At 70.1% G+C, this 25,007-nt stretch carries 26 protein-coding genes; 18 read left to right on the forward strand and 8 right to left on the reverse strand.

The annotated features are described in order from the left end of the window. The first annotated feature begins 81 nt into the window (after positions 1–81). Both AC3CBB_RS04995 and AC3CBB_RS05000 read left to right on the forward strand, forming a co-directional pair. On the forward strand, positions 82–930 hold the full coding sequence (locus AC3CBB_RS04995) for a Sir2 family NAD-dependent protein deacetylase (RefSeq protein ID WP_488626218.1): 849 nt from the start codon (positions 82–84) through the stop codon (positions 928–930). A gap of 31 nt (positions 931–961) precedes the next feature. Beyond that, on the forward strand, positions 962–1,600 hold the full coding sequence (locus AC3CBB_RS05000; RefSeq protein ID WP_488626219.1) for a histidine phosphatase family protein: 639 nt from the start codon (positions 962–964) through the stop codon (positions 1,598–1,600). On the opposite strand, the gene AC3CBB_RS05005 is transcribed toward AC3CBB_RS05000, so the two are convergent. Both AC3CBB_RS05005 and AC3CBB_RS05010 read right to left on the reverse strand, forming a co-directional pair. Further along, positions 1,597–2,655 carry a glycosyltransferase family 4 protein gene (locus AC3CBB_RS05005; protein ID WP_123504505.1) on the reverse strand — a complete coding sequence of 353 codons (1,059 nt, stop codon included), beginning with the start codon at positions 2,653–2,655 and terminating at the stop codon, positions 1,597–1,599. The two genes, AC3CBB_RS05000 and AC3CBB_RS05005, sit on opposite strands and share 4 nt — an antisense overlap. After that, positions 2,652–3,584 (reverse strand): alpha/beta fold hydrolase, encoded by a 933-nt coding sequence (locus AC3CBB_RS05010; protein ID WP_488626220.1) that lies wholly within the window; start codon positions 3,582–3,584, stop codon positions 2,652–2,654. The genes AC3CBB_RS05005 and AC3CBB_RS05010 overlap by 4 nt, the downstream gene beginning before the upstream one ends. A 111-nt stretch (positions 3,585–3,695) precedes the next feature. Here AC3CBB_RS05010 and treS point away from each other — a divergent pair, with 111 nt between their 5' ends. Both treS and AC3CBB_RS05020 read left to right on the forward strand, forming a co-directional pair. Beyond that, a complete protein-coding gene (gene treS / locus AC3CBB_RS05015; protein ID WP_488626221.1) occupies positions 3,696–5,477 on the forward strand; it encodes a maltose alpha-D-glucosyltransferase in 1,782 nt (593 codons plus the stop codon). 28 nt (positions 5,478–5,505) lie between these two features. Next, positions 5,506–6,231, forward strand: a complete 726-nt coding sequence (locus AC3CBB_RS05020) for an exonuclease domain-containing protein (protein WP_488626222.1) — start codon at positions 5,506–5,508, stop codon at positions 6,229–6,231. A 75-nt stretch (positions 6,232–6,306) separates the two neighbouring features. Here the strand turns inward: AC3CBB_RS05020 and AC3CBB_RS05025 are convergent, their stop codons facing one another. Continuing rightward, positions 6,307–6,858 carry a helix-turn-helix domain-containing protein gene (locus tag AC3CBB_RS05025; RefSeq protein ID WP_488626223.1) on the reverse strand — a complete coding sequence of 184 codons (552 nt, stop codon included), beginning with the start codon at positions 6,856–6,858 and terminating at the stop codon, positions 6,307–6,309. Positions 6,859–6,934: 76 nt separating this feature from the next. Here AC3CBB_RS05025 and AC3CBB_RS05030 point away from each other — a divergent pair, with 76 nt between their 5' ends. From AC3CBB_RS05030 to AC3CBB_RS05085, 12 genes are all read left to right on the forward strand, one after another. Then, positions 6,935–8,296: an NtaA/DmoA family FMN-dependent monooxygenase gene (locus AC3CBB_RS05030; protein WP_488626224.1), complete on the forward strand. Its 1,362-nt coding sequence runs from the start codon at positions 6,935–6,937 to the stop codon at positions 8,294–8,296. A gap of 103 nt (positions 8,297–8,399) precedes the next feature. Then, positions 8,400–9,530 (forward strand): DUF475 domain-containing protein, encoded by a 1,131-nt coding sequence (locus AC3CBB_RS05035; protein WP_370454029.1) that lies wholly within the window; start codon positions 8,400–8,402, stop codon positions 9,528–9,530. Positions 9,531–9,603: 73 nt separating this feature from the next. After that, positions 9,604–10,194: a TerD family protein gene (locus AC3CBB_RS05040; RefSeq protein WP_123504512.1), complete on the forward strand. Its 591-nt coding sequence runs from the start codon at positions 9,604–9,606 to the stop codon at positions 10,192–10,194. A gap of 31 nt (positions 10,195–10,225) precedes the next feature. After that, positions 10,226–10,807: a TerD family protein gene (locus AC3CBB_RS05045; RefSeq protein WP_488626225.1), complete on the forward strand. Its 582-nt coding sequence runs from the start codon at positions 10,226–10,228 to the stop codon at positions 10,805–10,807. 103 nt (positions 10,808–10,910) lie between these two features. Beyond that, on the forward strand, positions 10,911–11,489 hold the full coding sequence (locus AC3CBB_RS05050) for a TerD family protein (protein WP_123504514.1): 579 nt from the start codon (positions 10,911–10,913) through the stop codon (positions 11,487–11,489). Positions 11,490–11,530: 41 nt separating this feature from the next. Beyond that, positions 11,531–12,763 (forward strand): toxic anion resistance protein, encoded by a 1,233-nt coding sequence (locus AC3CBB_RS05055; RefSeq protein WP_123504515.1) that lies wholly within the window; start codon positions 11,531–11,533, stop codon positions 12,761–12,763. A 38-nt stretch (positions 12,764–12,801) separates the two neighbouring features. Beyond that, positions 12,802–13,323, forward strand: coding sequence for a hypothetical protein (locus tag AC3CBB_RS05060; RefSeq protein ID WP_123504516.1), 522 nt, complete (start codon positions 12,802–12,804; stop codon positions 13,321–13,323). After that, on the forward strand, positions 13,323–13,874 hold the full coding sequence (locus AC3CBB_RS05065) for a TerD family protein (protein ID WP_123504517.1): 552 nt from the start codon (positions 13,323–13,325) through the stop codon (positions 13,872–13,874). Before AC3CBB_RS05060 ends, AC3CBB_RS05065 begins: the two co-directional genes overlap by 1 nt. Before the next feature lie 112 nt (positions 13,875–13,986). After that, positions 13,987–14,601, forward strand: coding sequence for a hypothetical protein (locus tag AC3CBB_RS05070; protein ID WP_488626226.1), 615 nt, complete (start codon positions 13,987–13,989; stop codon positions 14,599–14,601). 9 nt (positions 14,602–14,610) lie between these two features. Continuing rightward, positions 14,611–15,774 carry an HpcH/HpaI aldolase/citrate lyase family protein gene (locus AC3CBB_RS05075; protein ID WP_488626227.1) on the forward strand — a complete coding sequence of 388 codons (1,164 nt, stop codon included), beginning with the start codon at positions 14,611–14,613 and terminating at the stop codon, positions 15,772–15,774. Then, a complete protein-coding gene (locus AC3CBB_RS05080) occupies positions 15,771–18,311 on the forward strand; it encodes a phosphoribosyltransferase domain-containing protein (RefSeq protein ID WP_488626228.1) in 2,541 nt (846 codons plus the stop codon). The genes AC3CBB_RS05075 and AC3CBB_RS05080 overlap by 4 nt, the downstream gene beginning before the upstream one ends. Further along, positions 18,311–19,144, forward strand: coding sequence for an HAD family hydrolase (locus tag AC3CBB_RS05085; protein WP_488626229.1), 834 nt, complete (start codon positions 18,311–18,313; stop codon positions 19,142–19,144). The genes AC3CBB_RS05080 and AC3CBB_RS05085 overlap by 1 nt, the downstream gene beginning before the upstream one ends. A 187-nt stretch (positions 19,145–19,331) precedes the next feature. On the opposite strand, the gene AC3CBB_RS05090 is transcribed toward AC3CBB_RS05085, so the two are convergent. From AC3CBB_RS05090 to glgA, 4 genes are all read right to left on the reverse strand, one after another. Next, entirely contained in the window at positions 19,332–19,583 is a 252-nt protein-coding gene (locus AC3CBB_RS05090; RefSeq protein WP_123504521.1) for a type B 50S ribosomal protein L31, read from the reverse strand. A 115-nt stretch (positions 19,584–19,698) separates the two neighbouring features. Beyond that, positions 19,699–20,151, reverse strand: a complete 453-nt coding sequence (locus AC3CBB_RS05095) for an SUKH-4 family immunity protein (RefSeq protein ID WP_488626230.1) — start codon at positions 20,149–20,151, stop codon at positions 19,699–19,701. Further along, entirely contained in the window at positions 20,152–20,934 is a 783-nt protein-coding gene (locus tag AC3CBB_RS05100) for an ABC transporter ATP-binding protein (protein WP_488626231.1), read from the reverse strand. Between the two features lie 39 nt (positions 20,935–20,973). Next, on the reverse strand, positions 20,974–22,155 hold the full coding sequence (gene glgA / locus AC3CBB_RS05105; RefSeq protein ID WP_488626232.1) for a glycogen synthase: 1,182 nt from the start codon (positions 22,153–22,155) through the stop codon (positions 20,974–20,976). Between the two features lie 46 nt (positions 22,156–22,201). Here glgA and AC3CBB_RS05110 point away from each other — a divergent pair, with 46 nt between their 5' ends. Together AC3CBB_RS05110 and serB are read left to right on the forward strand one after the other, a co-directional pair. Further along, positions 22,202–23,443, forward strand: a complete 1,242-nt coding sequence (locus AC3CBB_RS05110) for a glucose-1-phosphate adenylyltransferase (RefSeq protein WP_488626233.1) — start codon at positions 22,202–22,204, stop codon at positions 23,441–23,443. Positions 23,444–23,518: 75 nt separating this feature from the next. Next, positions 23,519–24,157, forward strand: a complete 639-nt coding sequence (gene serB, locus AC3CBB_RS05115; protein ID WP_488626234.1) for a phosphoserine phosphatase SerB — start codon at positions 23,519–23,521, stop codon at positions 24,155–24,157. 87 nt (positions 24,158–24,244) lie between these two features. On the opposite strand, the gene fabG is transcribed toward serB, so the two are convergent. Further along, on the reverse strand, positions 24,245–24,955 hold the full coding sequence (gene fabG / locus AC3CBB_RS05120) for a 3-oxoacyl-ACP reductase FabG (RefSeq protein ID WP_488626235.1): 711 nt from the start codon (positions 24,953–24,955) through the stop codon (positions 24,245–24,247). Positions 24,956–25,007 lie beyond the last annotated feature (52 nt).

Raw genomic sequence — 25,007 nt, forward strand, 5'->3', positions numbered from 1 at the left:
GCTCGCGGAAACAAAACGGTAAAGGTTCCCGTTTAGGCTAACGTCACCCGCCTCGCAAAGAGATGTACCAGGAGCCCCACCATGGCGCTAGCCACCGCACCGGCCGACAGCACCGGCACGCTCGACGCGGCGGTCCGCGCGCTCGCGGGGCGGAAGCTGGCGGTCCTCACCGGGGCGGGCGTCTCGACCGACTCCGGCATCCCCGACTACCGGGGCGAGGGCGCCCCCGTCCGCAACCCGATGACGTTTCAGCAGTTCACCTCGGGCGGCCCCGACTTCCAGAAGCGCTACTGGGCCGGCAGTCATCTCGGCTATCGCCACTTCGCCACGGCCGCGCCCAACGACGGGCACCGCGCCCTCGCCGCCCTCGAGGCCGCCGGCATCTCCAACGGCGTCGTGACGCAGAACGTCGACGGCCTGCACCTGCGGGCCGGCTCGTCGCGCGTCGTCGACCTGCACGGCACCGTCGACCGCGTCGTCTGCCTCACCTGCGGCCAGTTCTTCGCGCGGGGCGACATCGCCGAGCGCATGGCGGCCGCGAACCCCTGGCTCGACCGCCCCGACGAGGTCCGCCTGAACCCCGACGGAGACGTCGACGTGATCGACATCGCCGGCTTCAGCGTGCCCCAGTGCACCGTGTGCGGCGGCGTGCTGAAGCCCGACGTGGTCTTCTTCGGCGAGTTCGTGCCGGTGGAGCGCTTCGCCGAGGCGCGCGCCATGGTGCAGTCGGCCGAGGCGCTCGTCGTCGCCGGCTCGTCGCTGGTCGTGAACTCCGGCATTCGCCTCCTCGAGACGGCGCTCCGCAAGAAGCTGCCCGTCGTCATCATCAACCGCGGGGTGACGAAAGGCGACTCGCGCGCCGCCGTTAAGCTGAACGCCGGCACGTCGGAGTCCCTGACGGCCCTAGCCGAACGGCTCGCCGCCGCGTGAACCCGCGGTCGGCGCCCCTCTGGAGGACGACATGACCCGGCTGTACCTGGTGCGACACGGCGAGACCGACTGGAACGCCGCGCGGCGGATCCAGGGATCGACCGACATCCCGCTGAACGACCGTGGCCGCTCGCAGGCCGCGGCCGCCGGCGAGCTGCTGGCCCGTCGCCGCTTCGACGCCGTCGTCGCGAGCCCGCTGAGCCGCGCGTTCGAGACAGGCGCCATCATCGCCGCCCGGCTCGGGCTCGACGAGCCCGCCGTCGACCCGCAGGTCGTCGAGCGCAGCTACGGCCAGGCCGAGGGCCTCACCTTCGAGGAGGTCGAGGCGCGGTTCCCCGACGGCGTCGCCGTGCCCGGGCGGGAGAGCCGCACGGCCGTGCTGCAGCGGGTGGAGGCGGCGCTGCTCGCCATCGCCGAGGAGCGCCCCGGCCAGTCCGTCGTGGTCGCGACCCACGGCGCCGTGATCCGCGGCATTGTGAACCACGTCGCGCCCGAGACCGACGCCAACGCGGGAGTGCCCATCCGCAACGGGTCCATCCACTCGTTCGAGGTCGTCGACGGCGCCCTCGCGCTCGTGGCCTTCGACGATCCGATCGAGGTCGAGTCGGAGGCGCCGGGCCGCTACTCGTTCGACTACCAGAACGCGCTCGAGGGGCGCGGCGACGCCTAGCGCCCCACCCGCTCCAGCACGTCGAGCAGAGCCGCGGCCGACGACGCCCAGCTGTAGTGCGACGCCTGGGCGAGTCCGGCGGCCGAGCGCCGCTCCCACTCCCCCGGCTCCTCCAGTCGGCGCACGGCCGCGGCGATCGACGCCGGCGACTCCGGGTCGAAGTACAGCGCAGCGTCGCCGCCGATCTCGCGGAAGATCGGGATGTCGCTGACCACGGCCGGCGTGCCGAGCGCCATGCCCTCGATCACCGGGATGCCGAACCCCTCGGCCTTCGACGCGGTGACGACGGCCGTCGCGCCGAGCAGCGTGTCGCGGTACTCCTCGTCGCTCGCACCGCCGTGGAAGACCAGAGACCCCTCGGGAGCCGAGGCCTCGAGGGCGAGGCGCTCGGCGTCCGAGACCCGGCTCATGAGGTGGAGGCGGTAGCCGGCGAGCAGGCTCAGCGCGCGGGCGAGCGCGACGACGTTCTTGTACGGCATGAAGGAGCCCATGTACACGAGGTCGCGGGTGGGCGGCGAGTTCCTGCGCCCGGGCTCCTGCGGATCGGCCGCGTTCGCGACCACGGTCACGGGCCGGCGGGTGAGGCGGTGGTCGGCCATCTCGCGGGCCGTCGTCTCGCTGACCGTCACGACGGCGTCGGCGCTGTTGAGCAGCAGGCGCTGAGGCCACCAGGCGAGGTGGTAGAGGCGCCAGAGCAGGCGGATGGGCGCTGCGAACTCGGGCGGCGGCGTGCGGTTCGTGTAGTAGATCAGGTCGTGCAGCGTCTTCACGAGCCGGTAGCGGCGGCCGAGCGTGCCCATGGTCTGCATCGGGGTCCAGACGACGTCGGGGCGCAGTCGGTTCACCTGGAGCGCCACGAGCGGCTCGAGGGGGCTGGTCGGCGCCGACACCAGCGCGTGCGGAGCGTCGGGGAGCTTGTCGAGCTGGCGGCGGTCGCTCACGAGCATCGTCACGTCGTGGAGCTCGGCGAGCTCGCCGACGACGCCCGCCGTGAAGCGGCTGATGCCGTCGTGGCGTCCGGTGCGCACGTAGCGGCAGTCGACGACGATCCTCACGACGCGGGCCCGAGCGTCGCCAGGAAGTCGGTGATCATCGCCGCCGCCTCGCGGGGCTTCTCGTAGTGGATCAGGTGGCCGACGCCGTGGATGACGTCGAGCTGCGCGTCGGCGAAGAGGCCCTGGAGCTCGTACTGCGCCGGGAGGGCGGTGATGTCGTCGCGGTCGGCGGCGATCAGCAGCGCAGGAACTCGGATCTGCCGCGCATACGTCGACACATCGCTCGACACGGAGGCCTTGAACGCGTCGAGCACGACCTTCCGCGACGCGAACCACGAGAAGTAGGTGTCGTGCTGATCGTGCACCCAGGCGCGCAAGGTCTTCGACCGGGTCTTGACCATCGCGAGGCTCGCGACGCGGGTGACGGCGCGCAGCCTCAGGACCGGGCCGCCGATCGACTCGGGAAGACCGGCGCCCGCCCAGTAGTAGAACACCGCGAGGCGCGTGAGCACGCCGCGCGGGCCCGACAGCGCCGGGGCGGCGATCGGATTGACCAGGATCAGCGCGCGCACGTCGAGGCCCGAGGCGACGGCCGCGCTCGTCACGATCGACCCGAACGAGTGGCCCAGCACGACGGTGTCGGCACCCTGGCCGATCGCGGCGAGGAACGCGCGGAGCCACTCGGCGTAGACGGCGGTGCTGTGCTCGCGGCCCGGGAGGGGCGCGGACTCGCCGAAGCCGGGGAGGTCGGGAGAGATCACGCGGACCGCGCCCGAGTGGACGCCGTCGAGGAAGGCGACCACCGGCTCGAGACCGTGGTGCTCGCCGCGGAAGCCGTGGACGGCGACGATCGTCGTGGGGGCGCCGTCGCGGCCGTAGACCCAGTAGCGCGCCGTGGCTCCGAGCACGCGGGCCTCGAGGCGCACGGTGGGGATGCTCGCGAGCTCATCGGCGTACGGCGAGGCGACGGACGGCACAGGCGTGATCATCCGACCAGTGTAGGGACGGCCGTCCGGCCAATCTGGGCGACGCCCGGCACCCTCGTCATAGAGTGGGCCCACCTGCCGGGGCCCGCGCCGGCTAGCGATCGAAGGAGAACGGTGAGCTTCACTGCCCCCATCCAGACGCCCGGACTCACCCTCGACCCGCAGTGGTATCGGCGGAGCGTGTTCTACGAGGTCATGGTCCGCTCGTTCGTCGACAGCAACGGCGACGGGGCGGGCGACATCGCCGGGCTCTCGTCGCGGCTCGACTACCTGCAGTGGCTCGGCATCGACTGCCTCTGGATGCCGCCGTTCTTCCAGTCGCCCCTGCGCGACGGCGGCTACGACATCTCGGACTACAAGGCGATCCTCCCCGAGTTCGGAACCCTCGACGAGTTCCGCGACCTCGTCACCAAGGCCCACGAGCGCAACATGCGCATCGTCATCGACATGGTGATCAACCACACGTCCGACCAGCACGAGTGGTTCAAGCAGTCGCGCGAAGACCCCGACGGCCCGTACGGCGACTTCTACACGTGGAGCGACACCGACGAGAAGTACGAGAACATCCGCATCATCTTCGTCGACACCGAGGAGAGCAACTGGACGTTCGACCCCGTGCGCCGTCAGTTCTTCTTCCACCGGTTCTTCTCGCACCAGCCCGACCTCAACTTCGAGAACCCGAAGGTGCACGAGGCCGTCTACGACGTGATCCGGCACTGGCTCGATCTCGGCGTCGACGGGATCCGCCTGGACGCGATCCCGTACCTCTACCAGTCCGACGACGGCAACGGCGAGGGCGAGCCCGCGACCCACGAGTTCGTCAAGAGGCTCCGCACGATGGTCGATGAGGAGTACCCCGGCCGCATCATGATCGCCGAGGCCAACCAGTGGCCCCGCGAGGTGGCGGCGTTCTTCGGCACCGACGACGAGCCCGAGTGCCACATGGCGTTCGACTTCCCGGTCATGCCGCGCATCTTCTACTCGCTGCGCTCGCAGGACGCCGGCGAGCTCAAGCGGATCCTGTCCGAGACGACCGACGTTCCCGAGAGCGCGGGGTGGGGGGTGTTCCTCCGCAACCACGACGAGCTCACGCTCGAGATGGTCAGCGAGGAGTATCGCCAGGCCATGTACGGCTGGTACGCCTACGACCCGCGGATGCGATCGAACATCGGCATCCGCCGGCGCCTGGCGCCGCTTCTCGACAACTCGCGCGCCGAGCTGGAGCTCGCCCACGCGCTCCTCTTCGCCCTGAAGGGCTCGCCGTTCCTGTATTACGGCGACGAGATCGGCATGGGCGACAACATCTGGCTCAACGACCGCGACGCGTCGCGCACGCCGATGCAGTGGACGCCCGACCGCAACGCCGGCTTCTCGACGGCCGACCCGGGCAAGCTGTACCTGCCGGTCGTCCAGTCGCTCGTGTACAACTACTCGCTGGTGAACGTCGAGAGCCAGCTGGCTCAGTCGCGCTCCCTGCTGCACTGGATCCGCAACGTCATCCACGTGCGCAAGGCCCATCCCACGTTCGGGCTCGGCACCATGGAGGTGCTCGGCACGAACCACGGGTCGACTCTCGCCTTCGTCCGCTCGTACCAGGGGTCGGGCACCGACTTCGGCGACGCCGCCGAGGAGGTGCTGTGCGTGTTCTCGTTCGCGCACAACCCGGTGTCCGTCACCGTCTCCGCTCCCGAGCTGGCCGGCCGCACCCTCACCGACCTGTTCGCGGGCGGGGCGTTCCCGAGCTTCGACGCGGAGGGCAACGTCACCCTGACGCTCGGCACGCAGGCCTTCTTCTGGCTGCACGTCGGGCCGGCACCCGTTCCCGCGCTGCCGCCGTCGTCGATCCCGGTGTCGTCGACCTCGGAGCCCACGACCCCGGTCGCCCCTGGCGAGTGATGTCGGCGGCCTCTCGTAGGCTGTCCGTGTGAGTGAAGCTGCAGTCGGCCCCGTCCCCGTCCGCTGGTGGGACGGCCTCGGCGTGTTCGACCTCGAGACCACGGGTATCGACGTCGAGACCGCCCGCATCGTGACCGCGCACGTCGGCATCATCGACTCCACGGGCGAGTCCATCGCCCACGGCGAGTGGATCGCCGACCCCGGTGTCGAGATCCCCGAGCAGGCCGCAGCCGTGCACGGCGTCACCACCGAGCGCGCCCGGGCCGAGGGGCGGCCTGCCGTCGAGGTCGTGGCCGAGATCATCGCCGCCCTGCGCGCCGTCTTCGAGCGAGGCGTGCCGCTCGTCATCTACAACGCCCCCTACGACCTCACCGTGCTCGACCGCGAGGCCAAGCGCCACGGCCTCGAGCCGCTGGCCGACGCGCTCGCCGCGGGCGCCTGCGTCATCGACCCGCTCGTCATCGACAAGGCCGTCGACAGGTACCGCAAGGGCAAGCGGACGCTCGAGGCCGCCGCCGCGTACTACGACGTCGTCCTCACCGACGCCCACGACGCCGGAGCCGATGCGATCGCCGCCGGCCGCGTCGCTCAGGCGATGGCTCGCCGCCACCTCGACACGCTCGACGTCCCCGCCCCCGACCTCCACACGCTCCAGGTGGGCTGGTGCGCCGACCAGGCAGCGAGCTTCCAGGAGTACATGCGGCGCAAAGACCCGACGTTCACCGCGTCGGGCGACTGGCCTGCGCGGCCGTAGCGTACGTCCGGCCCTGCGCGGCCGTAGCGCACGTCCGGCCCAGCGCGGCCGTAGCGTACGTCCGGCCCTGCGCCGTCAGCCTTTCCCGCCGCTGACGAGCAGCACGCGTGTCACGGCGGGCGCGTCGTCCGGCACCCGCCAGGCGTGCGGCGCGGTCGCCTCGTGCCAGAAGGACTCCCCCGCGACGAGGCGCACCGGCGCGTCCTCGCCGACGGTGACGTCGAGCGTCCCCTCGATCACGTGAACGACGTCCTCGCCCTCGTGCGCGTACGCCGGCTCGTCGACGTGCCCCGGGGCGAGTTCGAACAGATACGACTCGAGGGCGGAGCCGGGCCCGCCGGCGATGAGCCGGGCCGACCCCGTCGAGCCTTCGCTCGCGGGGAGGTGCAGCGGCTCGTGTCGCGAGTAGGTGCCGGGCAGCAGATCGGAGGGCTGCACCTCGAGCGCCGAGGCCAGCGCGTACAGGGTCGGCACGCTCGGGTAGATCCGGGCGTTCTCGACATTCGACAGGAACGGCTGCGACACCCCGGCGCGCCCGGCGAGCTCGCGCATGCTCCAGCCGCGCCGGGTCCGCTCGGCGCGGACGGCCTGGCCGATCTCGGCCTGCAGCTCGTCGGGAGTTCCCATGCCTCGACCGTAGCGCCTCGCCGGTCGAATGTGATAACTCTTTGTTATCAACCCGCACGACCCGGCAGGAGCCCCCGTGACCAAGCAGATCTTCCTCGGCGCCTTCGAGGAGCTGACCCCCAACTTCATCAGCAACGCCTGGCACCACGAGAAGGGCGACACGAGCGGCTTCGCCACGCTCGAGTACTGGCAGGAGATGGCGCGAGAGCTGGACGCGGCCGGCTTCGACTTCCTGTTCTTCGCCGAGGCGATCGGCTACCCGATGAGCGGCGACGACGTGCCGGAGGTCGTGATCCGCGAGGCGGTCCAGTTTCCCGTCCACGATCCCATGACCATCGTGTCCGGACTCGCGGCCACCGTCGACCGGCTGGGCTTCGTCATCACGGCGTCGACGACGGCGCAGCAGCCGTACCTCAACGCCCGCGCGTTCACGACGCTCGATCACCTCACGAAGGGGCGCGTGGCGTGGAACGTCGTCACGAGCGACAACCAGGTTGGGCTGGTCAAGCTGCTGGGCCAGCGGGAGGTGACCCCTCATGACGAGAGGTACCGTCGGGCCACGGAGTTCCTGGATCTCTCTTTCAAGCTCTGGGAGGGGGCCTGGGAGGACGACGCGATCGTGAACGACAAGGCCACGCGGACCTTCGCCGATCCCGCCAAGGTGCACCGGATCAGGCACGACGGCGAGTACTTCCACCTCGACGGCTACTACCCGGCGACCCCGTCGGTGCAGCGGACGCCGCTCCTGCTCCAGGCGGGCACCTCGTCGGCCGGGCGCGCCTTCGCTGGCCGCTTCGCCGAGTGCGTGTTCATCCAGGACCGCGACATCGACCAGGCCGCGGCGACGGTGCGCGACCTCCGGGCCCGCGCCGTCGCGAACGGCCGCTCGGCCGACTCGGTCCGCATCATGGACGCCGTCTCGATCGTCGTCGCCGACACCGAGGAGGAGGCCCTCGCGGCTCGCGCCTCGCTCGACTCGACGCCCTCGCGAGAGGCGGCCGCGGCGCTCTTCATGGGCTGGAGCGGCGTCGACCTGATGAAGTTCGACCTCGACCAGACGCTCGCCGAGGTCACGACCGAGGTCGGCCAGTCGATGCTGGGCATGTTCCAGCGCGGCGACGAGAGCCCGACGGTGGCCGAGATCCTCGACCGCATCACCACGTCGATCGGCGGTCCGCGCCTGACCGGCACGCCCGAGCAGATCGCCGACGAGATGCAGCGCTTCGTCGAGGTGGCCGACGTCGACGGCTTCCTGATCGAGTACACCTACGGCGGCATGGACACCTACCGCGACTTCATCGACACGGTCATGCCCGTGCTCCGACAGCGAGGGCTCCTTCCCGAGACCCCGCGCGGCGGCACGATGCGCGACCGCCTGCTCGGAGCCGGCGACCGGCTTCCCGACAGCCACCCGGGGGCGACTCACCGGCGCCGTTGAACCGACTCCACAGCACCGCACAGGAAGGCATCTGTAATATCGATGCACGGGGCGACAGCCGTCCCGTGCATCGACAGACCTGGGGGGCTTCGCAGCCTTGTTCTTGAAGACGTTCGGGTGGTCCATGGTGATCACCGTCATCGCCCTCGGCATCGCACTCGCCTACGGCGGCCCTGCCGGTCTCGCCGTCGCCGCCATCCTGGGCGTCCTGGAGATCAGCCTCAGCTTCGACAACGCGGTCGTGAACGCTCGCATCCTCGAGAGGATGAGCCCGTTCTGGCAGCGCATCTTCCTGACGGTCGGCATCCTCATCGCTGTCCTCGGCATGCGGATCCTGTTCCCGCTGATCATCGTGTCGGTGACATCGGGCCTCAACCCGGTCGAGGCCGTTCAGCTCGCGCTCGAGAAGGGCCCGATCGACACACCCGGCACCTACGCATACATCCTCCACGACGCGCACCCGCAGATCGCGGCGTTCGGCGGCATCTTCCTGCTGATGATCTTCCTCGACTTCATGTTCGAAGAGCGCGAGATCCGCTGGATCGGCTTCCTCGAGAAGCCCCTGGCGAAGATCGGCAGCATCAACGCCGCCTCCGTCATCGTCGGCCTCGCGGCCCTCGTGCTCGCATCGCTCGCCGCCGGCGACAAGCAGACGATCGTGCTGATAGCGGGCATCGCGGGAATGATCCTGTACTTCCTGGTCAACGGCCTCGGCGACCTGTTCGATGTCGGCGACGACGACGTCGAAGAGGAGAACGGCGAGGGCGAGCTCGACGCCGAGTCGATCGAGAAGCGCGCCGGTCGCGTCGGCGGCGGCAACCGGGAGCTCGGCAAGGTCGTCGGCAAGGCCGCGTTCCTGCTCTTCCTCTACCTCGAGGTCATCGACGCCTCGTTCTCGTTCGACGGCGTCATCGGCGCGTTCGCCATCACCTCCGACCCGATCATCATCGCGCTCGGCCTCGGCCTCATCGGCGCGATCTTCGTCCGGTCGCTGACGGTGTTCCTGGTGCGCCAGGGCACGCTGGATGAGTTCGTCTACCTCGACCACGGCGCGCACTGGGCGATCGGCGCGCTGTCCGTGATCCTGCTCGTCACCATCACGACCGAGGTGAGCGAGGTAGTCACCGGCCTGGTGGGCGTGCTCTTCATCCTGGCCGCCTTCATCACCTCCATCATGCGCAACCGCCGCATCGCGGCAGAGGCGCCGACGATCCCCGAGTCGGTCTCCGCCTGACGCGGCGAACCGACGGCATCACGCTGCACCGAAGCATCGAAACCGAACCACCGAAATCAAAGGAGATCCACCCATGGGCCTGAGCCTCTCCAAAGGACAGACGCTGTCGCTGACCAAGAACGACGGCGGCGCGCTGAGCAAGGTCCGCATGGGCCTCGGCTGGGACAGCGCCGCGCCGGTGAAGCGCGGCCTCTTCGGTCGCGGCAAGGCGGCCGAGGTCGACCTCGACGCCTCGGCGATCTTCTTCGACGCCCAGGGCCAGCTCCTCGACAAGGTCTGGTTCAAGCAGCTCGCCAGCAAGGACGGCTCGGCGAAGCACACCGGCGACAACCTGACCGGCGCCGGCGACGGCGACGACGAGGTCATCCTCGTCGACCTGTCCGCCGTCTCTCCCGCCGTCGCGCAGATCGTGTTCGTGATCTCGAGCTACAGCGGCCAGACCTTCGATCAGGTCGAGAACGCCTTCTGCCGCCTCGTCGACGACTCCACCGCCGGCACCCCCGAGGTCGCCCGGTACGAGCTGACCGACGCCGGAACGCACACCGCCATGATCATGGCGAAGGTGTCGCGCGAGGGCTCCGGCTGGGCGTTCACGGCCATCGGCAACCGCGCTACCGGCCGTTCGGTGCTCGACCTCGTCGATCCGGCCGCCCAGGCACTCTGAACCTCACCCGCACACGTAGAAAGGCAACACGATGGCAAGCCTGTCTCTGACCAAGGGCAACAACCTCTCGCTCACGAAGGCCGACCCCGGCCTCACCCGCGCGATGGTCGGTCTTGGCTGGGATCCCCGGACGACCAGCGGCACCGACTTCGACCTGGACGCGTCGGCGCTCCTGATCGGCGCGAACGGCAAGGTGCGGTCGAACGACGACTTCATCTTCTACAACCAGCTGCAGACGCCGAACGGCTCGGTCGTGCATCAGGGCGACAACCGCACCGGCGAGGGCGACGGCGACGACGAGCAGATCCTCATCGACCTCAGCCTGGTCGAGGCCGATGTGCAGCGCATCGTGATCACCGTCACCATCGATCAGGGCGACGTGCGCGGCCAGAACTTCGGCCAGGTGCGCGACGCGTTCTGCCGCGTCGTCAACGAGGACACCGACTCCGAGATCGTCCGCTACGACCTCAGCGAAGACGCCGCTGCCGAGACCGCCATGATCTTCTCCGAGATCTACCGCAACGGCGCGGAGTGGAAGTTCAGGGCCGTGGGCCAGGGTTACGTGACCGGGCTGCGCGGAATCGCCACCGACTTCGGCATCGTCCTCGACTGACGACCCGCTCCACCCGACCCCGTACGACCCGACACCCGATCCCCGACCCGACACCCGATCTACGACCCGACACCCGATCCCCGACACGACTCAGGAGCATCCCATGGCAGGACTCACCCTCGAAAAGGGCAACAACCTCTCCCTCACCAAGACCAGCCCCGGCCTCACCATCGCGACCGTCGGCCTGGGCTGGGACCCCCGCACCACCTCGGGCGAGGCGTTCGACCTCGACGCGTCGGCGCTCCTCGTCAGCGCCTCCGGGAAGGTCCGCTCGTCGGCCGACTTCATCTTCTACAACCAGAAGCAGTCGGCGAACGGCTCGGTCGTCCACCTCGGCGACAACCGCACCGGTGACGGCGACGGCGACGACGAGCAGATCTCCGTCGATCTTCGCAGCGTCGAGTCCGACGTCGAGCGCGTCGTCATCGCCGTGTCGATCGACAAGGCCGACGAGCGCCGTCAGAACTTCGGCCAGGTCCGCGCGGCGTACTGCCGCGTCGTCGACCAGGACGGCACCGAGATCGTCCGCTTCGACCTCAGCGAGGACGCCGCGCCCGAGACCGCCATGGTCTTCGCCGAGGTGTACCGCAACGGCGAAGAATGGAAGTTCAAGGCCGTCGGCCAGGGCTACACCACCGGCCTCGCCGGCATCGCCGGCGACTTCGGCGTCTCCTTCGGCTGATAGCGCATAGCCCACCACCACCCTTTCTGCGAGGATCAAGCATGGCCACTCCCCTGACTCCCCCCGACTCGTCCGACCAGGGCGCCGACCTCGTCCTGCGCGCTCCCGACGCGCCCGAGATCGTGCAGGCCGACGACGCCCCCGGCATGGTGCCGGTCCCCGCGGACCGCCAGGCCGAGATCCAGCGCCAGGCTCGGGAGTTCGTCGACGAAGTCTCCTCGCTCGACGCTCGCAGCCCGGAGTTCACGACGAAGGTCGAAGGCATCTCGGCCATCGCCGGCACGGAGATGTCGACCTCGAGCAACTTCTCGTCGCGCATGCTCGAGCGCAGCTCCACGTCGGTGGCCGGGGCGAAGCGCGGCGGCAACAGCTCGCAGGTCAAGGTGGCGAGCACGCTCGGCCAGCTCCGGTCGACGGTCGAAGACCTCACGCCGAACCAGGCCGACCTGGGCGTCGGGCGCAAGATCCTGGGGTTCATCCCGGGCGGCAACAAGCTGGCCAAGTACTTCCAGAAGTACGAGTCGGCGCAGACGCAGCTCGACGCGATCATCAAGTCGCTGATGTCGGGTCAGGACGAGCTTCTGAAAGACAACGCGTCGCTCGCGGGTGAGAAGGTGCAGCTGTGGGAGACCATGCAGCAGCTCAGCGAGTACGCCGTCTTCGCGAAGGCGCTCGATGCGGCGACCGTCGAGAAGATCGACCAGCTGCGTTCGTCGGGCAAGATCGACGAGGCGTCGAAGCTGGAGTCCGACGTGCTGTTCGCCGTCCGCCAGCGTCACCAGGACATCCTGACGCAGCTCGCGGTCTCGGTGCAGGGCTATCTGGCGATGGACCTCATCCGCAAGAACAACGTCGAGCTGATCAAGGGCGTCGACCGGGCGCGTACCACCACCATCGCGGCGCTCCGCACGGCCGTCATCGTCGCTCAGGCCCTCGCCAACCAGAAGATGGTGCTCGATCAGATCGACGCCATCAACACGACGACGAACAACATGATCCTGCAGACCAGCGAGATGCTGCGCGATCAGACCACTCGCATCCACGAGCAGGCGGCGAGCTCCGGCGTCAGCGTCGAGACCCTGCAGAAGGCGTTCGACAACGTCTTCGCCACCATGGACTCGATCGACACGTTCCGCGCCCAGGCGGCGAAGAACATGGAGGGCACCGTCCAGGCGCTCGAGACCGGCATCCAGAAGGCGCGCCCCTACCTCGAGCGCAGCCGTCAGAGCGAAGGAACCGAGCAGAGCACTCAGAGCGCCATCGGCCGCTCCTGACCTGCTCCTCCCCCTCCTCCAGAAAGAAGTCACCGCCGATGCGCCGATTCGTCGAGTCCATCTTCGGTCGCCCCGCGGTGCCCGTCGACGATGCGAGGCCGCCCGCGGCCGTCGAGTCCGAGGCCGAGCAGACGGCTCGAGCCCTGGACGAGTTCCGGGTCTTCGTCCGACGCTCGGGGCGCGACCTGCCGACGCTCGTCTCATCGCAGCTCGGTCAGATCGACGACCTCCTCCATGTCGTGGTGCAGGCCGCTGTCGCGGAGGACGCATCGACCGAGCAGCGCTACCTGCTCGACGCCATGGTCCGCGACTACCTGCCGACGCCCGTGCGCGGCTACCTGAGCCTCCCGGAGGCCGACCGCCAGCAGTCCACGCGCGCGACCGGAATCCTCGTCGACCAGCTCCGGCTGCTCGAGGAGACCATCCGCGACCTCCTCAACCAGATCCGCACGCACGCCATCGCCGAGCTGTCGACGCACGGGCGCTTCCTCGCCTCAAAGTTCGACGAGGTGTCTCCCGAGCTGACCCTCCAGCGTCCGGCAGACGCGGGGACGGTCTGATGGCAGGCATCGTCGCCGGCGGCAACGCCTCTCTCACCGCCGAGAACCCCGGCCTGGATCAGGTGCTCGTCGGGCTCGGCTGGGACGTCATCCCGTCGCGCGGCCCGCAGTCCGAGATCACCCCGATGGCGCTCCTCGTCGGATCCGACGGCAAGGCGCTGTCGAACGAGCACCTCGTCTACTTCAACCAGATCCAGTCGCAGGATGCATCGGTGGCCTTCATCGGCGGCGACGACGACGAGCAGATCGACGTCGACCTGATCTCCGTGCCGGCCACGGTGTCGCGCATCGTCTTCATCGTCTACGTCGACCCCGACGTGCGCGGCCCGGGCACCTTCTCGGCCGTCCGCTCGGCTCACATCCGCGTGGCGAGGCCCGACGGCTCCGAGCTCGTGCGCTTCGACCTGAACAGCATCGAGAACCGCTCGATCAACGCGATGATCTTCGGCGAGCTCTACCGCCATCGCGACGAATGGAAGTTCCGCGCCCTCGGCCAGGGCTACACGACCGGGCTGAAGGGCGTCGCCGACGACTTCGCCGTGACGGTCTGACGGCGGCCGTCGTATGCCCGTCGTCCGCACAGACCTGCCGTTCTTGAAGCGGAGGGTCCCACCTCGCTCGGCTTCGACGAGCGCTCCCGCGGGCCCCCCTGCCGTCCGGCCCGTGTCCGCGCCGTCTGCCGGCCTCTCGCTCGCGCCGACAGCCCCGACGCCGCCCGCCCCGCCGGCCGCGCCCGCCCGCGGCCCGCTGCGGACACCCGCTCTCGCCCCCGGCGCCCGCCTCTTCCCTGCCCCGATGCCGTCGCGCATCGCCGAGCTCGACGCCGAGAACCCCGTCGTCCGCCTCGACGTGCTGCGCTCCTCGATCGGCAGCCTCCTCGTCGATGGCGTCGAGACGGCCGTGTGGGAGTCCGTCACCGGAGTGTCGGGCTCAGAGACCCCGGCCGGCGATGTGGTCGGCACCGTCGTCGCGACGTCGGGCAACCGGCCGCTCGTCGGGTTCGACGGCCGACTGGCCGTGGTCACGCTGCGGCACGTGCGCGAGCTGCGCCGCGCCCTCTTCGTCGGGGCACCCGCGGGAAGCCTGGGCGTCCGCCTCTTCGACGGGACGACGATCACCGCGACCGGCGACGGGCCGGGCCCCGTCGTCGTGCTGGTCCTCGTGATCGACGGCCTGGTCGAGATCCGGGTGGCGACGGCGGCCGCGTCGCCAGAAGTTCACGCGGAGTTCGGCTTCGAGCTGACACGCCGCTTCGACTTTCACAGCGGCAATGGTTGAGAATCAGGGATGCGCCATTTCGCCTTCCTGAGCGACGACGACAGGACCCGCCTCTTCCACACACCGCCGGTCGACCTTCACCACTCCTCCGATCCGAGACTGCTGGCCACCGCGCTGGGCGCGACGCTGTACACGCCGGGCGATCGTCCCGGGCTCGCCGCGTCGGTGATCAAGCAGTCGAAGAAGGGCGCCGTCAGCATGGTGCTGTGCCTCGAGGACAGCATCGCCGACTCGGCTGTTCCCGCCGCCGAAGACAACGTCGCCTCGACGCTGGTCGAGCTGCACGGCTGCGGCGAGCTCCCGCTGCTGTTCGTCCGCGTCCGCACGCCCGAGCAGATCCTGCTGCTGGCCGAGCGCGCGGGTGCGGCGCTGAGCGTCCTGGCAGGCTTCGTCGTGCCCAAATTCCGCAACGACGACGGCTACGCCCAGCGGTTCTTCGATGCGCTCCACGAGGTGACGGACCGCGGGCTCGTCCCCGACCACCGGCTGCGGCTCATGCCGATCCTCGAATCCCCCGCGATGATCCACGCCGAGACGCGCACGCAGGTGCTCTCCGAGATCGCCCGCGTGCTCCTCGACAACCGCGACGACGTCCTGGCCGTCCGCATCGGCACGACCGATCTGTCCAGCGTCTTCGGGCTCCGTCGTGGCCGAGACCTGACGATCTACGACGTCCAGGTGGTGGCCGCGGTCATCGGCGACATCGTCAACGTGCTCGGTCGTGGCTCCGATGGCTTCGTGATCACGGGGCCGGTGTGGGAGCACTACGCCGACACCGAGCGCCTCCTCCGCCCGCAGCTGCGCCTCACGCCGTTCACAGAGGCCAACGAGGAGGCTCTCCGCCGCGAGCTGCTCGTCCGCAACTTCGACGGCCTCCTCCGTGAGATCACGCTCGACCACGCCAACGGCCTCCTCGGCAAGACGGTGATCCACCCGACCCACGTCGCGCTCGTCCACGCGCTGAGCGTCATCAGCCACGAGGAGTACCTCGATGCCACGGCGATCACCCAGCCCGGGGCCGGCGGTGTCGCCGCGTCCCCGTCGCGCAACAAGATGAACGAGATGAAGCCGCACCAGATGTGGGCCGAGAAGACCCTTCAGCGCGCCGACGCGTTCGGCGTGGCCGCTGCCGACGCGACCTTCGTCGACTTCCTCGAAGTGAGCATGCTGTGACCGCCGCTGCCGGCGCCCCGAGCGTCGACCCCGTCTGGACGGGCGGCTGGGTCGCCGACCGCCTCGGAGCCCGCATCGAGTCCGACCCCGTCCGCAGCCTGGTCCCGGTCGAAGCGCTCGTCGGGCTGGCGCTCCGCCGCAATCCTCGCCGCGCTCACCTGCTCGTCTCGACGGTCCTGGCGAAGCACGTGCCGACGCCGCCCCTGCTCGTCGAGTCGGCGGGAGCGCTGCTCGGCGTGCTGGTCGCCGACCGGCTGGAGGGGCGCGACGCCGCCGCTCGGGCCGGGCTGGCACGCGACCTGGCCGACGAGCTGACCGGGGCAGGAACTCGCCTCCGGAACCTCCGTGACCGTCTGCACCGCCTCGAGTTCCTGCACCCCGCCGTGACCACTCTGGGCTATGCCGAGACCGCCACCGGCCTCGGGCGGCTCGTGGCCGACCAGCTGGGCGCCTACTACCTGCACTCGACCCGCCGCGCCGTGCCCGGTCTCGAGCCGGTGGCCGGTTTCGAGGAGGAGCACTCCCACGCCACGGGCCACCGCCTCGTGCCGAGCGCCGCCGACTGGCTGAAGCCGCGGGGCACGGTCGTGCTCGTCGACGACGAGTTCAGCACCGGCACCACCGCGATCAACACCGTGCGCGCCCTCCATGCGCTCGAGCCGCAGTCGCGCTACGTCGTGGCGGCTCTCGTCGACCTGCGCGGCGACGCCGACCGCGCCCGCTTCGACGCCCTGGCCGCGGAGCTCGGGGTCGCCGTCGACGTCGTCTCGCTCGGCGCCGGCTCGATCCACCTGCCAGAGGGGTTCGCTGCCGCAGCCTCCGAGCACGTCGGCGACGTCGCCCCGGCAGCGACGCCCCGCGCCCTCGCGGATGTCGCGTGTGTCAGCATCTCGGCGAGCGTGCCGTCGGATCGCGCGGGCTCCCCCGCGGCCCTCCGCGTCGCACCGTCGCGAGAGGCCGCCGCCTCGCTCGCCGCGCGGCTCGCCGAGCTGCCCGCCGCGCGCACTCTCGTGCTCGCCACCGAGGAGAACATGGCGTTCCCCGTCCAGGTCGCAGCCGCTCTGGATCAGCTCCAGCCTGGTGTGCTGTTCTCGTCGACCACCCGGTCTCCGATCGCGCCGGTGGACGATCCGCAGTACGCCGTCCGCTCGGCAGCCCGCTTCGCGTCGCACGACCGCACCATCGACGGCCCGGGCCCGCGCTTCGCGTACAACCTGACCGCCGGCGGGGAGCGCTTCGACAGGATCGTCCTGATGCCCGAGCCCGGCACGACCCTGGATGCGCTGTCGCGGCCGGGCGGCCCGCTCGAAGCTCTAAGAGCCCTGGCCGACGAGGTCGTCGTGGCGACCGTGGAAGGCGACACCGTGAACGAGTCGATGCCCCTCGAGCCCCTCCGCGGCCCCGCGTTCGGCTCGTACGAGCCCGACGAGGTCGGCTGGCTGCTGCAGGACCTCGGCGGCGTCGCGCTCGAGGCCCCCGCCGCCGACCGCGAGGCGGCCATCCAATCGGGTCGGGCGCACTACGCGGAGTCGCTGCCGCAGGAGTACGTGCCGAGCGACGACTACCAGCGGCTCTACGCCGAGGCTCTCGATCGCTCGGCGGCGCGTGTCGCCCTCGCCGTCGGAGTCGCGGCCGAGCTGGTCATGGACGGGCGCGAGCGGCCACCGGTGCTCGTGTCGCTGGCACGAGCCGGCACGCCCATCGGGATCCTGATGCGGCGCTGGATCGCGCGGACGCACGGCGCCGATTCGCCTGACGGTGCTCCCTTCCACTACACGATGAGCATCGTGCGCGGCGTCGGCATCGACACGACCGCCCTCGCCTGGCTGGCCGAGCGCCACGACCCCGCCGACGTCGTCTTCGTCGACGGCTGGACCGGCAAGGGCGCCATCGCCCGCGAGCTCACCGCCGCGCTCGACCAGCACGCGTCCGATACCGGAGTCCGCTTCTCGGACGATCTCGTCGTTCTGGCCGACCCCGGCCACTGCGTCCGCACCTTCGGCACGCGCGACGACTACCTGATCCCGTCGGCCTGCCTCAACTCGACCGTGTCGGGCCTCGTCTCACGGACGGTCTACAGCGAGAAGCTCATCGCCCCCGGGGAGTTCCACGGCGCGAAGTTCTACTCCGAGCTGGCCGGAAGCGACGTGTCGCGCGCCTTCCTCGACGCGGTCGAGTCGCATTTCGAGTCCGTGCGCGCCGACGCCGAGGCGGCCGCCGCCGAGCTGGTCTCGACCGACCGCACCCCGACGTGGGAGGGCTGGGCCGCCGTCGAGCGGCTGCAGCGCGAGTACGGCCTCGACGACGTCAACCTCGTGAAGCCCGGCGTCGGGGAGACCACCCGGGTGCTGCTGCGCCGAGTGCCCTGGAAGATCCTCGTGCGACCCGATGCCCTCAGCGACGTCGCGCACGTGCTCCTCCTGGCGCGCCAGCGCGGCGTCGACGTCGTCGAGGTCGACGACCTGCCCTACAGCTGCGTCGGGCTGATCAAGCCGCTGGCCGATGGCGAGCAGGACGCGGCGCAGGGCAGCGTCTGATGCCCGTGATCGTCGCCTCCGACCTCGACCGCACGCTGATCTACTCGGCCGGAGCCCTGATGCTCGACGGCACGGACGCCGAGGCACCGCTGCTGACGGTGGCCGAGGTGTACAACGGTGCCCCTCTGTCGTACCTGACACGGGACGCCGAAGACGGCTTGGAGCGGCTGGCGGAGCGCGGTGTCTTCGTCCCGGTCACCACGCGCACGGTGGCTCAGTACCGCCGGGTGCGGCTCCCCCGTGCCCGCCACGATTGGGCGGTCACGACGAACGGCGGCGTCATCCTGCACCGCGGCGAGCCCGATGCCGACTGGACGGCGACCGTCGCGGCTCGCCTCGATCACGCCTGCGCCCCGCTGGCTGAGATCGAGGCGCTCGTTCCGCGACCTGGCGACCACCCCGCGTTCCTGCGCCTGAACCATGCCGAAGAGCTCTTCGTCTACGCGATCGTCGATCGGGCGAACCTGCCTGCCGACGAGCTCTCCGCCCTGACCGACGCGTGCGAGGCCCGCGGCTGGACCGTCTCGCTTCAGGGTCGCAAGCTCTACCTGGTGCCGTCGCCGCTGACGAAGAGCGCCGCAATCGCGGAGATCGCCGCGCGCACGGGGGCCGATCGGGTCGTGGCCGCGGGCGACTCGCTGCTCGATCTCGACCTGCTGCGCTACGCTGACGCGGCGATCCGGCCGGCGCACGGCGAGCTGCACGACGCCGGGATCACGCTCCCGCACCTCGAGGTCACCGCCGCCCGCGGCGTGATGGCCGGCCAGGAGATCGTCGAGCGGCTCGTCGCAGCGGTCGACGCTCCCGTCGTGGCCGCGCCCGTCGCTCCGTAGCATCGCCGCGCCACCCCCGCGCCACCGCCGCGCCACGATTGGCACTCCGCACCGCCTCGTGCGGTGGTGCCGAGTCCCGATCGTGGTGCCCGGGCCGCCGCGCGCCTCCGGAAACGCCGAAGGGCGCCGCACACCGAGTGTGCGACGCCCTTCGAGGCGAGCCTGCGCTCCGCCGAAGTTCTACCTCTTACTTGCTGCCGAAGTTCTTGAAGCGCTGGTTGAACTTCTCGACGCGACCGGCCGAGTCGAGGATGCGCTGCTTGCCCGTGTAGAACGGGTGCGAAGCCGACGAGATCTCGACGTCGATGACGGGGTACGTGACGCCGTCGATCTCGATCGTCTTGTCGCTGGTCGCGGTGGAGCGCGTGAGGAACGTCTCGCCCGAGGCGAGGTCGCGGAACACGATGGGGTTGTACGCGGGGTGGGTATCGGTCTTCATGGCTGTTCCTCAAAGGTCTGTGGTCGGACTGGTTTTTGCCAGCCCCGGAATGTCGGCCGAATGCACGGCGCAAACAGCTGTCAACGATACCAGATGGGCGGGGCTCGCCGCGCTGCTAGTCGAACTCGGGGCGGCGCAGGATCCGCGCCCACCACGTGCCCTCGGCGACCGCGGGCGGATCCTGCGCCCCGAGAGTCTGGCGCAGGGTCGCAAGGCGCTCGGGCCGGGCGATCGGCGCGGCTGCGACGGGGTCGGCAAGGGTCTCGCCGCGGTGGAGGGCGGCGAGCCGGGCCCGCGCCTCATCGACGGTCATCTTCGCCGGCACAGCCGGGCGGTCGCCGAGGTAGAACACGCGGAACGCCTCGAGAAAGCCCTCAAGTGAGGCGATCGACGAGTTGACGAACCGGGGGTTGGCCCCGCTGGGGTCGACGATGTTCACGGCGCCATCGGCGTCGCGCACGATCAGCTCGGCGTCGGGACTCCAGACGTGGCCGATGCGGCCGCTCTGAGGTCGGCCGCGGTCGTCGGCCTCGTAGAGCTCGATCCCGAACCGGGCATCGGAGACCACCTAGCGCGCGCGAGCGGTGAAGCGCCCGTCGCTCTCGGTCACCGCGAGGTCGAGGCCGAACGTGTCGCTGAGGGCGGTGCCCGTGACGACCTCGTCGAGGGGACCGGAGGCGACGATCCGGCCCTTGGCGAGCAGGAGCGCGTGGGTGAAGCCCTGAGGGATCTCTTCGACGTGGTGGGTCACCATGATAATGGCGGGTGAGCCCTTGCTCGAGGCGTAGCCGCCGAGCATGCGCAGGAGCTCTTCGCGGGCGCCGAGGTCAAGCGACGCGGCCGGCTCGTCGAGCAGGAGCAACTCGGGGTCGGTCATCACCGAGCGGGCGATCTGCACGCGCTTCTGCTCGCCGTCGGAGAGGCCGCCGAACGTGCGGTCGGCGAGGTGGCCGAGCTTCCACTCGTCGAGGACCCTCTGCGCGCGACGGACGTCGACGTTCTCGTACTCCTCGTTCCAGCGGCCGGTCACCGAGTAGGCCGCGGTCAGGACGACGTCGAGGACACTCTCTTTCGGCGGGATGCGGCGCGCCAGCGTGGTCGAGGCGAAGCCGATCCGGGGGCGCAGGTCGAACAGGTCGCTCTTGCCGAGGTCTTCGCCGAGAATCTCGGCCGACCCCGAGGAGGGGTGCGTCTGCGCTGCGGCGATCTGCAGGATGGTGGTCTTGCCGGCGCCGTTGGGGCCGAGCACCACCCAGCGCTCGTCGGAGTCGACGGTCCAGGAGACGGAGTCGACGACCGGCGAGCCATCCCGGACGACGGACACATCGGTGAGCTGCAGAACGGTGGGCATGGCTAGAACTCTAGGCCACCGAGGTGGGAGGAGGCGGCGCTACGCGAGCGAGTTGTAGACCTTCACGGTCTCTTCGGCGATCGACGACCAGCTGAACTCCGACTCGGCCCGCAGGCGGCCCGCGCGGCCCATGAGCCTCGCCATTCCGGGGTCCGAGAGGGCGTGGGTCAGGGTGGCCGCGAGGTCGCCGACGAACCTGTCGGCGTCGAGCGGCGTGCCGGTGCCGTCGGTGGCCTGGTCGATCGGCACGAGCCAGCCGGTCAGCTGGTCGGCGACGACCTCCGGGATGCCGCCGGTCGCCGTGCCCACGACCGGGACGCCGCAGGCCATCGCCTCGAGGTTCACGATGCCGAGAGGCTCGTAGATCGACGGGCAGACGAAGACCGTCGCGGCCGAGAGCACGGCGCAGAGCTGGTCGCGAGGCAGGATCCTCTCGATCCAGACCACGCCCGTGCGAGTCTGCTGGAGCTCTTCGACCAGGCCGGTGACCTCGCGCATGATCTCAGGGGTGTCAGGGGCCCCGGCACACAGGATCAGCTGCACGTCGGCGGGCAGCGACGCGGCGGCTCGCAGGAGGTACGGGAGGCCCTTCTGGCGGGTGATGCGGCCGACGAACACGACGGCGGGCCGGTCGGGGTCGATGCCGAGCGAGCGCACGAGCTCGGGCTCGTCGAGGCGGCGCCAGCCCTCGAGGTCGATGCCGTTGTAGACGACGCTGACCTTCGACTCGTCGACCTGCGGGTAGGAGCGGAGGATGTCGCGGCGCATGCCGTCGCTCACCGCGATGATGTGGTCGGCCGACTCGTAGGCCTGGCGCTCGATCCAGCTCGACACGCGGTAGCCGCCGCCGAGCTGCTCGGCCTTCCACGGCCGGAGCGGCTCGAGAGAGTGCGCGGTGAGCACGTGAGGCACGTCGTGGAGGAGCTGCGCGAGCTGGCCGGCGGCATTGGCGTACCAGGTGTGCGAGTGGACGACGTCGGCGCCGGCCACGTCGTCGGCGATCGAGACGTCGACGCCGAGGGTCGTGAGGGCTCCGTTGCGCCCGGCGAGCTCAGGCAGGTCGGGATAGCCCGTCGTGCCGTCCTCGGCGATCGTCTCCCCGAAGGCACGGACGCGCACGTCGATGGACTCTCGGAGCGCCTTGACGAGCTCCGTCACGTGGACGCCGGCACCGCCGTAGACGTTCGGAGGGTATTCCTTGGTGATCACATCGACTCGCACGGGTTCACCGTAGTCGTCCGGACGCGAAACGTGCCATTCTGGCCCCATGGCATCAAAGAAGATCTTCGGCATCGTCCTCGCCGGCGGAGAGGGCAAGCGACTCATGCCCCTCACGGCCGACCGTGCGAAGCCCGCAGTCCCCTTCGGCGGCAACTACCGCCTCGTCGACTTCGCGCTCTCCAATCTCATCAACTCGGGGCTGCGGCAGATCGTGGTCCTGACGCAGTACAAGTCGCACAGCCTCGACCGGCACGTGTCGCAGACCTGGAGCATCGAGGGCCTCCTCGGCGCCTACGTCGCCTCGGTGCCCGCGCAGCAGCGCCTCGGCAAGCGCTGGTTCGCCGGCAGCGCCGACGCGATCCTGCAGAGCCTCAACCTGCTCCGCGACGAGAAGCCCGACATCGTCGTCGTGGTCGGCGCCGACCACGTGTACCGCATGGACTTCGAGCAGATGGTCGAGGCGCACATCGCCTCCGGCAAGAGCGCCACCGTCGCGGCCATCCGCCAGCCGATCTCGCTCGCAGACCAGTTCGGCGTCATCCAGACGAACGCCGACGACGCGACGCTGATCGACGCGTTCCTGGAGAAGCCCAAGAACCCCGTCGGGCTCGCCGACTCGCCCGACGAGGTCCTCGCCTCGATGGGCAACTACGTCTTCAACGCCGACGCGCTCATCGACGCCGTCCTCCGCGACGGCGAGAACGCCGAGTCCGACCACGACATGGGCGGCGACATCATCCCCGACTTCGTGTCGCGCGGAGACGCCGCCGTGTACGACCTCAACCGCAACGAGGTCCCGGGCTCGACCGAGCGCGACCGCTACTACTGGCGCGACGTCGGGACCATCGAATCGTTCTACGACGCGCACCGCGACCTCATCGCAGCGCTGCCGGTGTTCAACCTGTACAACACCGACTGGCCGATCTTCAGCCAGCAGCTCAACTCGCCGCCGGCCAAGTTCGGGCGCGACGAGCACGGCAACCCGGGCTCGGTCATCGAGTCGATCGTCTCGCTCGGCACGCTGGCCGTCGGCTCGCACATCGAGCGCAGCGTGGTCGGCCCCTGGAACACCCTCGACTCCGGCTCCCGTGTCGTCGACTCGGTGCTGTTCGACCGGATCTACGTCGGCAAGAACTCCATCGTGAACCGCGCCATCCTCGACAAGGACGTCGTGATCGTCGATGGAGCGCACGTGGGTCTCGACGCCGAGGCCGACCGGGCTCGCGGCTTCACCGTGACCCCGTCGGGCATCACCGTCGTCGGCAAGGGCGTCCGAGTAGAGCAGTAGGGCGCGTACGGTCTCGTGCTGTCCGAAGCTCGATCGTCCGCGTAACGGGGGGCGGCGCGCCGATACGATACGTGCGTGCCACGATTCCTGCTCGTCCTCGACGTCGACTCCACGCTCATCGAGAACGAGGTGATCGAGCTCCTGGCCGACGCCGCGGGCAGCCACGACCGGGTCCGCGAGATCACCGAGCGCGCGATGGCGGGCGAGATCGACTTCGCCGAGAGTCTGCGCGAGCGCGTCGCCACCCTCGAGGGGCTGCCCGAGTCGTGCTTCGACGATGCCCGGGCCCGAGTGCGCGTGACCGGCGGCGTCGCCGAGATGATCGCCGGAGTCCACGCGGCCGACGGACTCGTCGGCGTGGTCTCGGGCGGGTTCCACGAGATCCTCGACCCTCTGGCGCAGGAACTCGGCCTCGACCACTGGCGAGCCAACCGCCTCGGGGCCCGTGACGGCCGCCTCACCGGACTCGTCGACGGACCGGTCGTCGACGCCGCTGCGAAGGCGTCCGCCCTCGCCCAGTGGGCCGCTGCCGCCGGAATCCCGCTGGCCCGCACCGTCGCCGTCGGCGACGGCGCCAACGACCTCGAGATGATGCGCGAGGCGGGGCTCAGCGTCGCCTTCGACGCGAAGCCCCGCGTGCGCGCTCAGGCCGACGTGGCGATGCCGCACCGAGACCTGTCGCAGGTACTGGCCCTGCTCGGCCTGAAGGGCTGACCCCACCCTTGCCGAACGCGACGGGCGCAGCATTGCTGGCGCGGCCGACGCGGTCTGTCAGCGTGCCGCAGACGGCGCGAGACGTCGTCAGTGGCCCATGCCGAGGCCGCCGTCGACGGGAATGACCGCGCCGCTGATGTAGCCGGCGTGGTCGCCGGCGAGGAACGACACGGCGCCGGTGATGTCGTCGACCGAGCCGAAGCGGGCGAGCGGGATGCTGCGGCGGTACTCCTGCTGCTGGGCCTCGGGGAGCACGGCCGTCATATCGGTCTCGACGAAGCCCGGGGCGACGACGTTGGTCGTGATGCCGCGGGCGCCGAGCTCGCGGGTGAGCGAGCGGGCGAAGCCGACGAGACCCGACTTCGACGCGGCGTAGTTGACCTGGCCCGCACTGCCGTAGAGGCCCACGACGCTCGAGATGAGGATGATCCGGCCGAAACGGGCCTTGAGCATCCCCTTCGAGGCACGCTTCACGACCCGGAAGGTGCCGCCCAGGTTCGTGTCGATCACGCTGGTGAAGTCGTCTTCCGACATGCGCATGAGAAGGGTGTCCCTGGTGATGCCGGCATTGGCGACCACGACCTCGACCGGGCCGAGCTCGGCCTCGACGGCGGTGAACGCGGCGTCGATCGAGACAGCGTCGGTCATCTCGGCCTGCACGGTCATCGTGCCCTCCGGTCCGGAGCCCGAGCGGGCTGTGACGGCCACGCGGTGGCCGTCGGCGGCGAACTGCTGGGCGATGGCGTAGCCGATGCCGCGGTTGCCGCCGGTGACGAGGACTGTGCGGGGCGTGGTCATGAGGAACTCCGTCTCTGTGTGATTGCTTGACGCCGAGCCTCCCAAGGCCCGG

Source organism: Frondihabitans sp. OV104 (assembly GCF_057787745.1).

Coding starts and splice junctions, on each gene's coding strand:
- AC3CBB_RS04995 (WP_488626218.1), top strand. CDS start 82: ATGGCGCTAGCCACCGCACCGGCCGACAGCACCGGCACGCTCGACGCG.
- AC3CBB_RS05000 (WP_488626219.1), top strand. CDS start 962: ATGACCCGGCTGTACCTGGTGCGACACGGCGAGACCGACTGGAACGCC.
- AC3CBB_RS05010 (WP_488626220.1), bottom strand. CDS start 3,584: ATGATCACGCCTGTGCCGTCCGTCGCCTCGCCGTACGCCGATGAGCTC.
- AC3CBB_RS05025 (WP_488626223.1), bottom strand. CDS start 6,858: ATGGGAACTCCCGACGAGCTGCAGGCCGAGATCGGCCAGGCCGTCCGC.
- AC3CBB_RS05040 (WP_123504512.1), top strand. CDS start 9,604: ATGGGCCTGAGCCTCTCCAAAGGACAGACGCTGTCGCTGACCAAGAAC.
- AC3CBB_RS05045 (WP_488626225.1), top strand. CDS start 10,226: ATGGCAAGCCTGTCTCTGACCAAGGGCAACAACCTCTCGCTCACGAAG.
- AC3CBB_RS05050 (WP_123504514.1), top strand. CDS start 10,911: ATGGCAGGACTCACCCTCGAAAAGGGCAACAACCTCTCCCTCACCAAG.
- AC3CBB_RS05055 (WP_123504515.1), top strand. CDS start 11,531: ATGGCCACTCCCCTGACTCCCCCCGACTCGTCCGACCAGGGCGCCGAC.
- AC3CBB_RS05060 (WP_123504516.1), top strand. CDS start 12,802: ATGCGCCGATTCGTCGAGTCCATCTTCGGTCGCCCCGCGGTGCCCGTC.
- AC3CBB_RS05065 (WP_123504517.1), top strand. CDS start 13,323: ATGGCAGGCATCGTCGCCGGCGGCAACGCCTCTCTCACCGCCGAGAAC.
- AC3CBB_RS05075 (WP_488626227.1), top strand. CDS start 14,611: ATGCGCCATTTCGCCTTCCTGAGCGACGACGACAGGACCCGCCTCTTC.
- AC3CBB_RS05085 (WP_488626229.1), top strand. CDS start 18,311: ATGCCCGTGATCGTCGCCTCCGACCTCGACCGCACGCTGATCTACTCG.
- AC3CBB_RS05090 (WP_123504521.1), bottom strand. CDS start 19,583: ATGAAGACCGATACCCACCCCGCGTACAACCCCATCGTGTTCCGCGAC.
- AC3CBB_RS05100 (WP_488626231.1), bottom strand. CDS start 20,934: ATGCCCACCGTTCTGCAGCTCACCGATGTGTCCGTCGTCCGGGATGGC.
- AC3CBB_RS05110 (WP_488626233.1), top strand. CDS start 22,202: ATGGCATCAAAGAAGATCTTCGGCATCGTCCTCGCCGGCGGAGAGGGC.
- fabG (WP_488626235.1), bottom strand. CDS start 24,955: ATGACCACGCCCCGCACAGTCCTCGTCACCGGCGGCAACCGCGGCATC.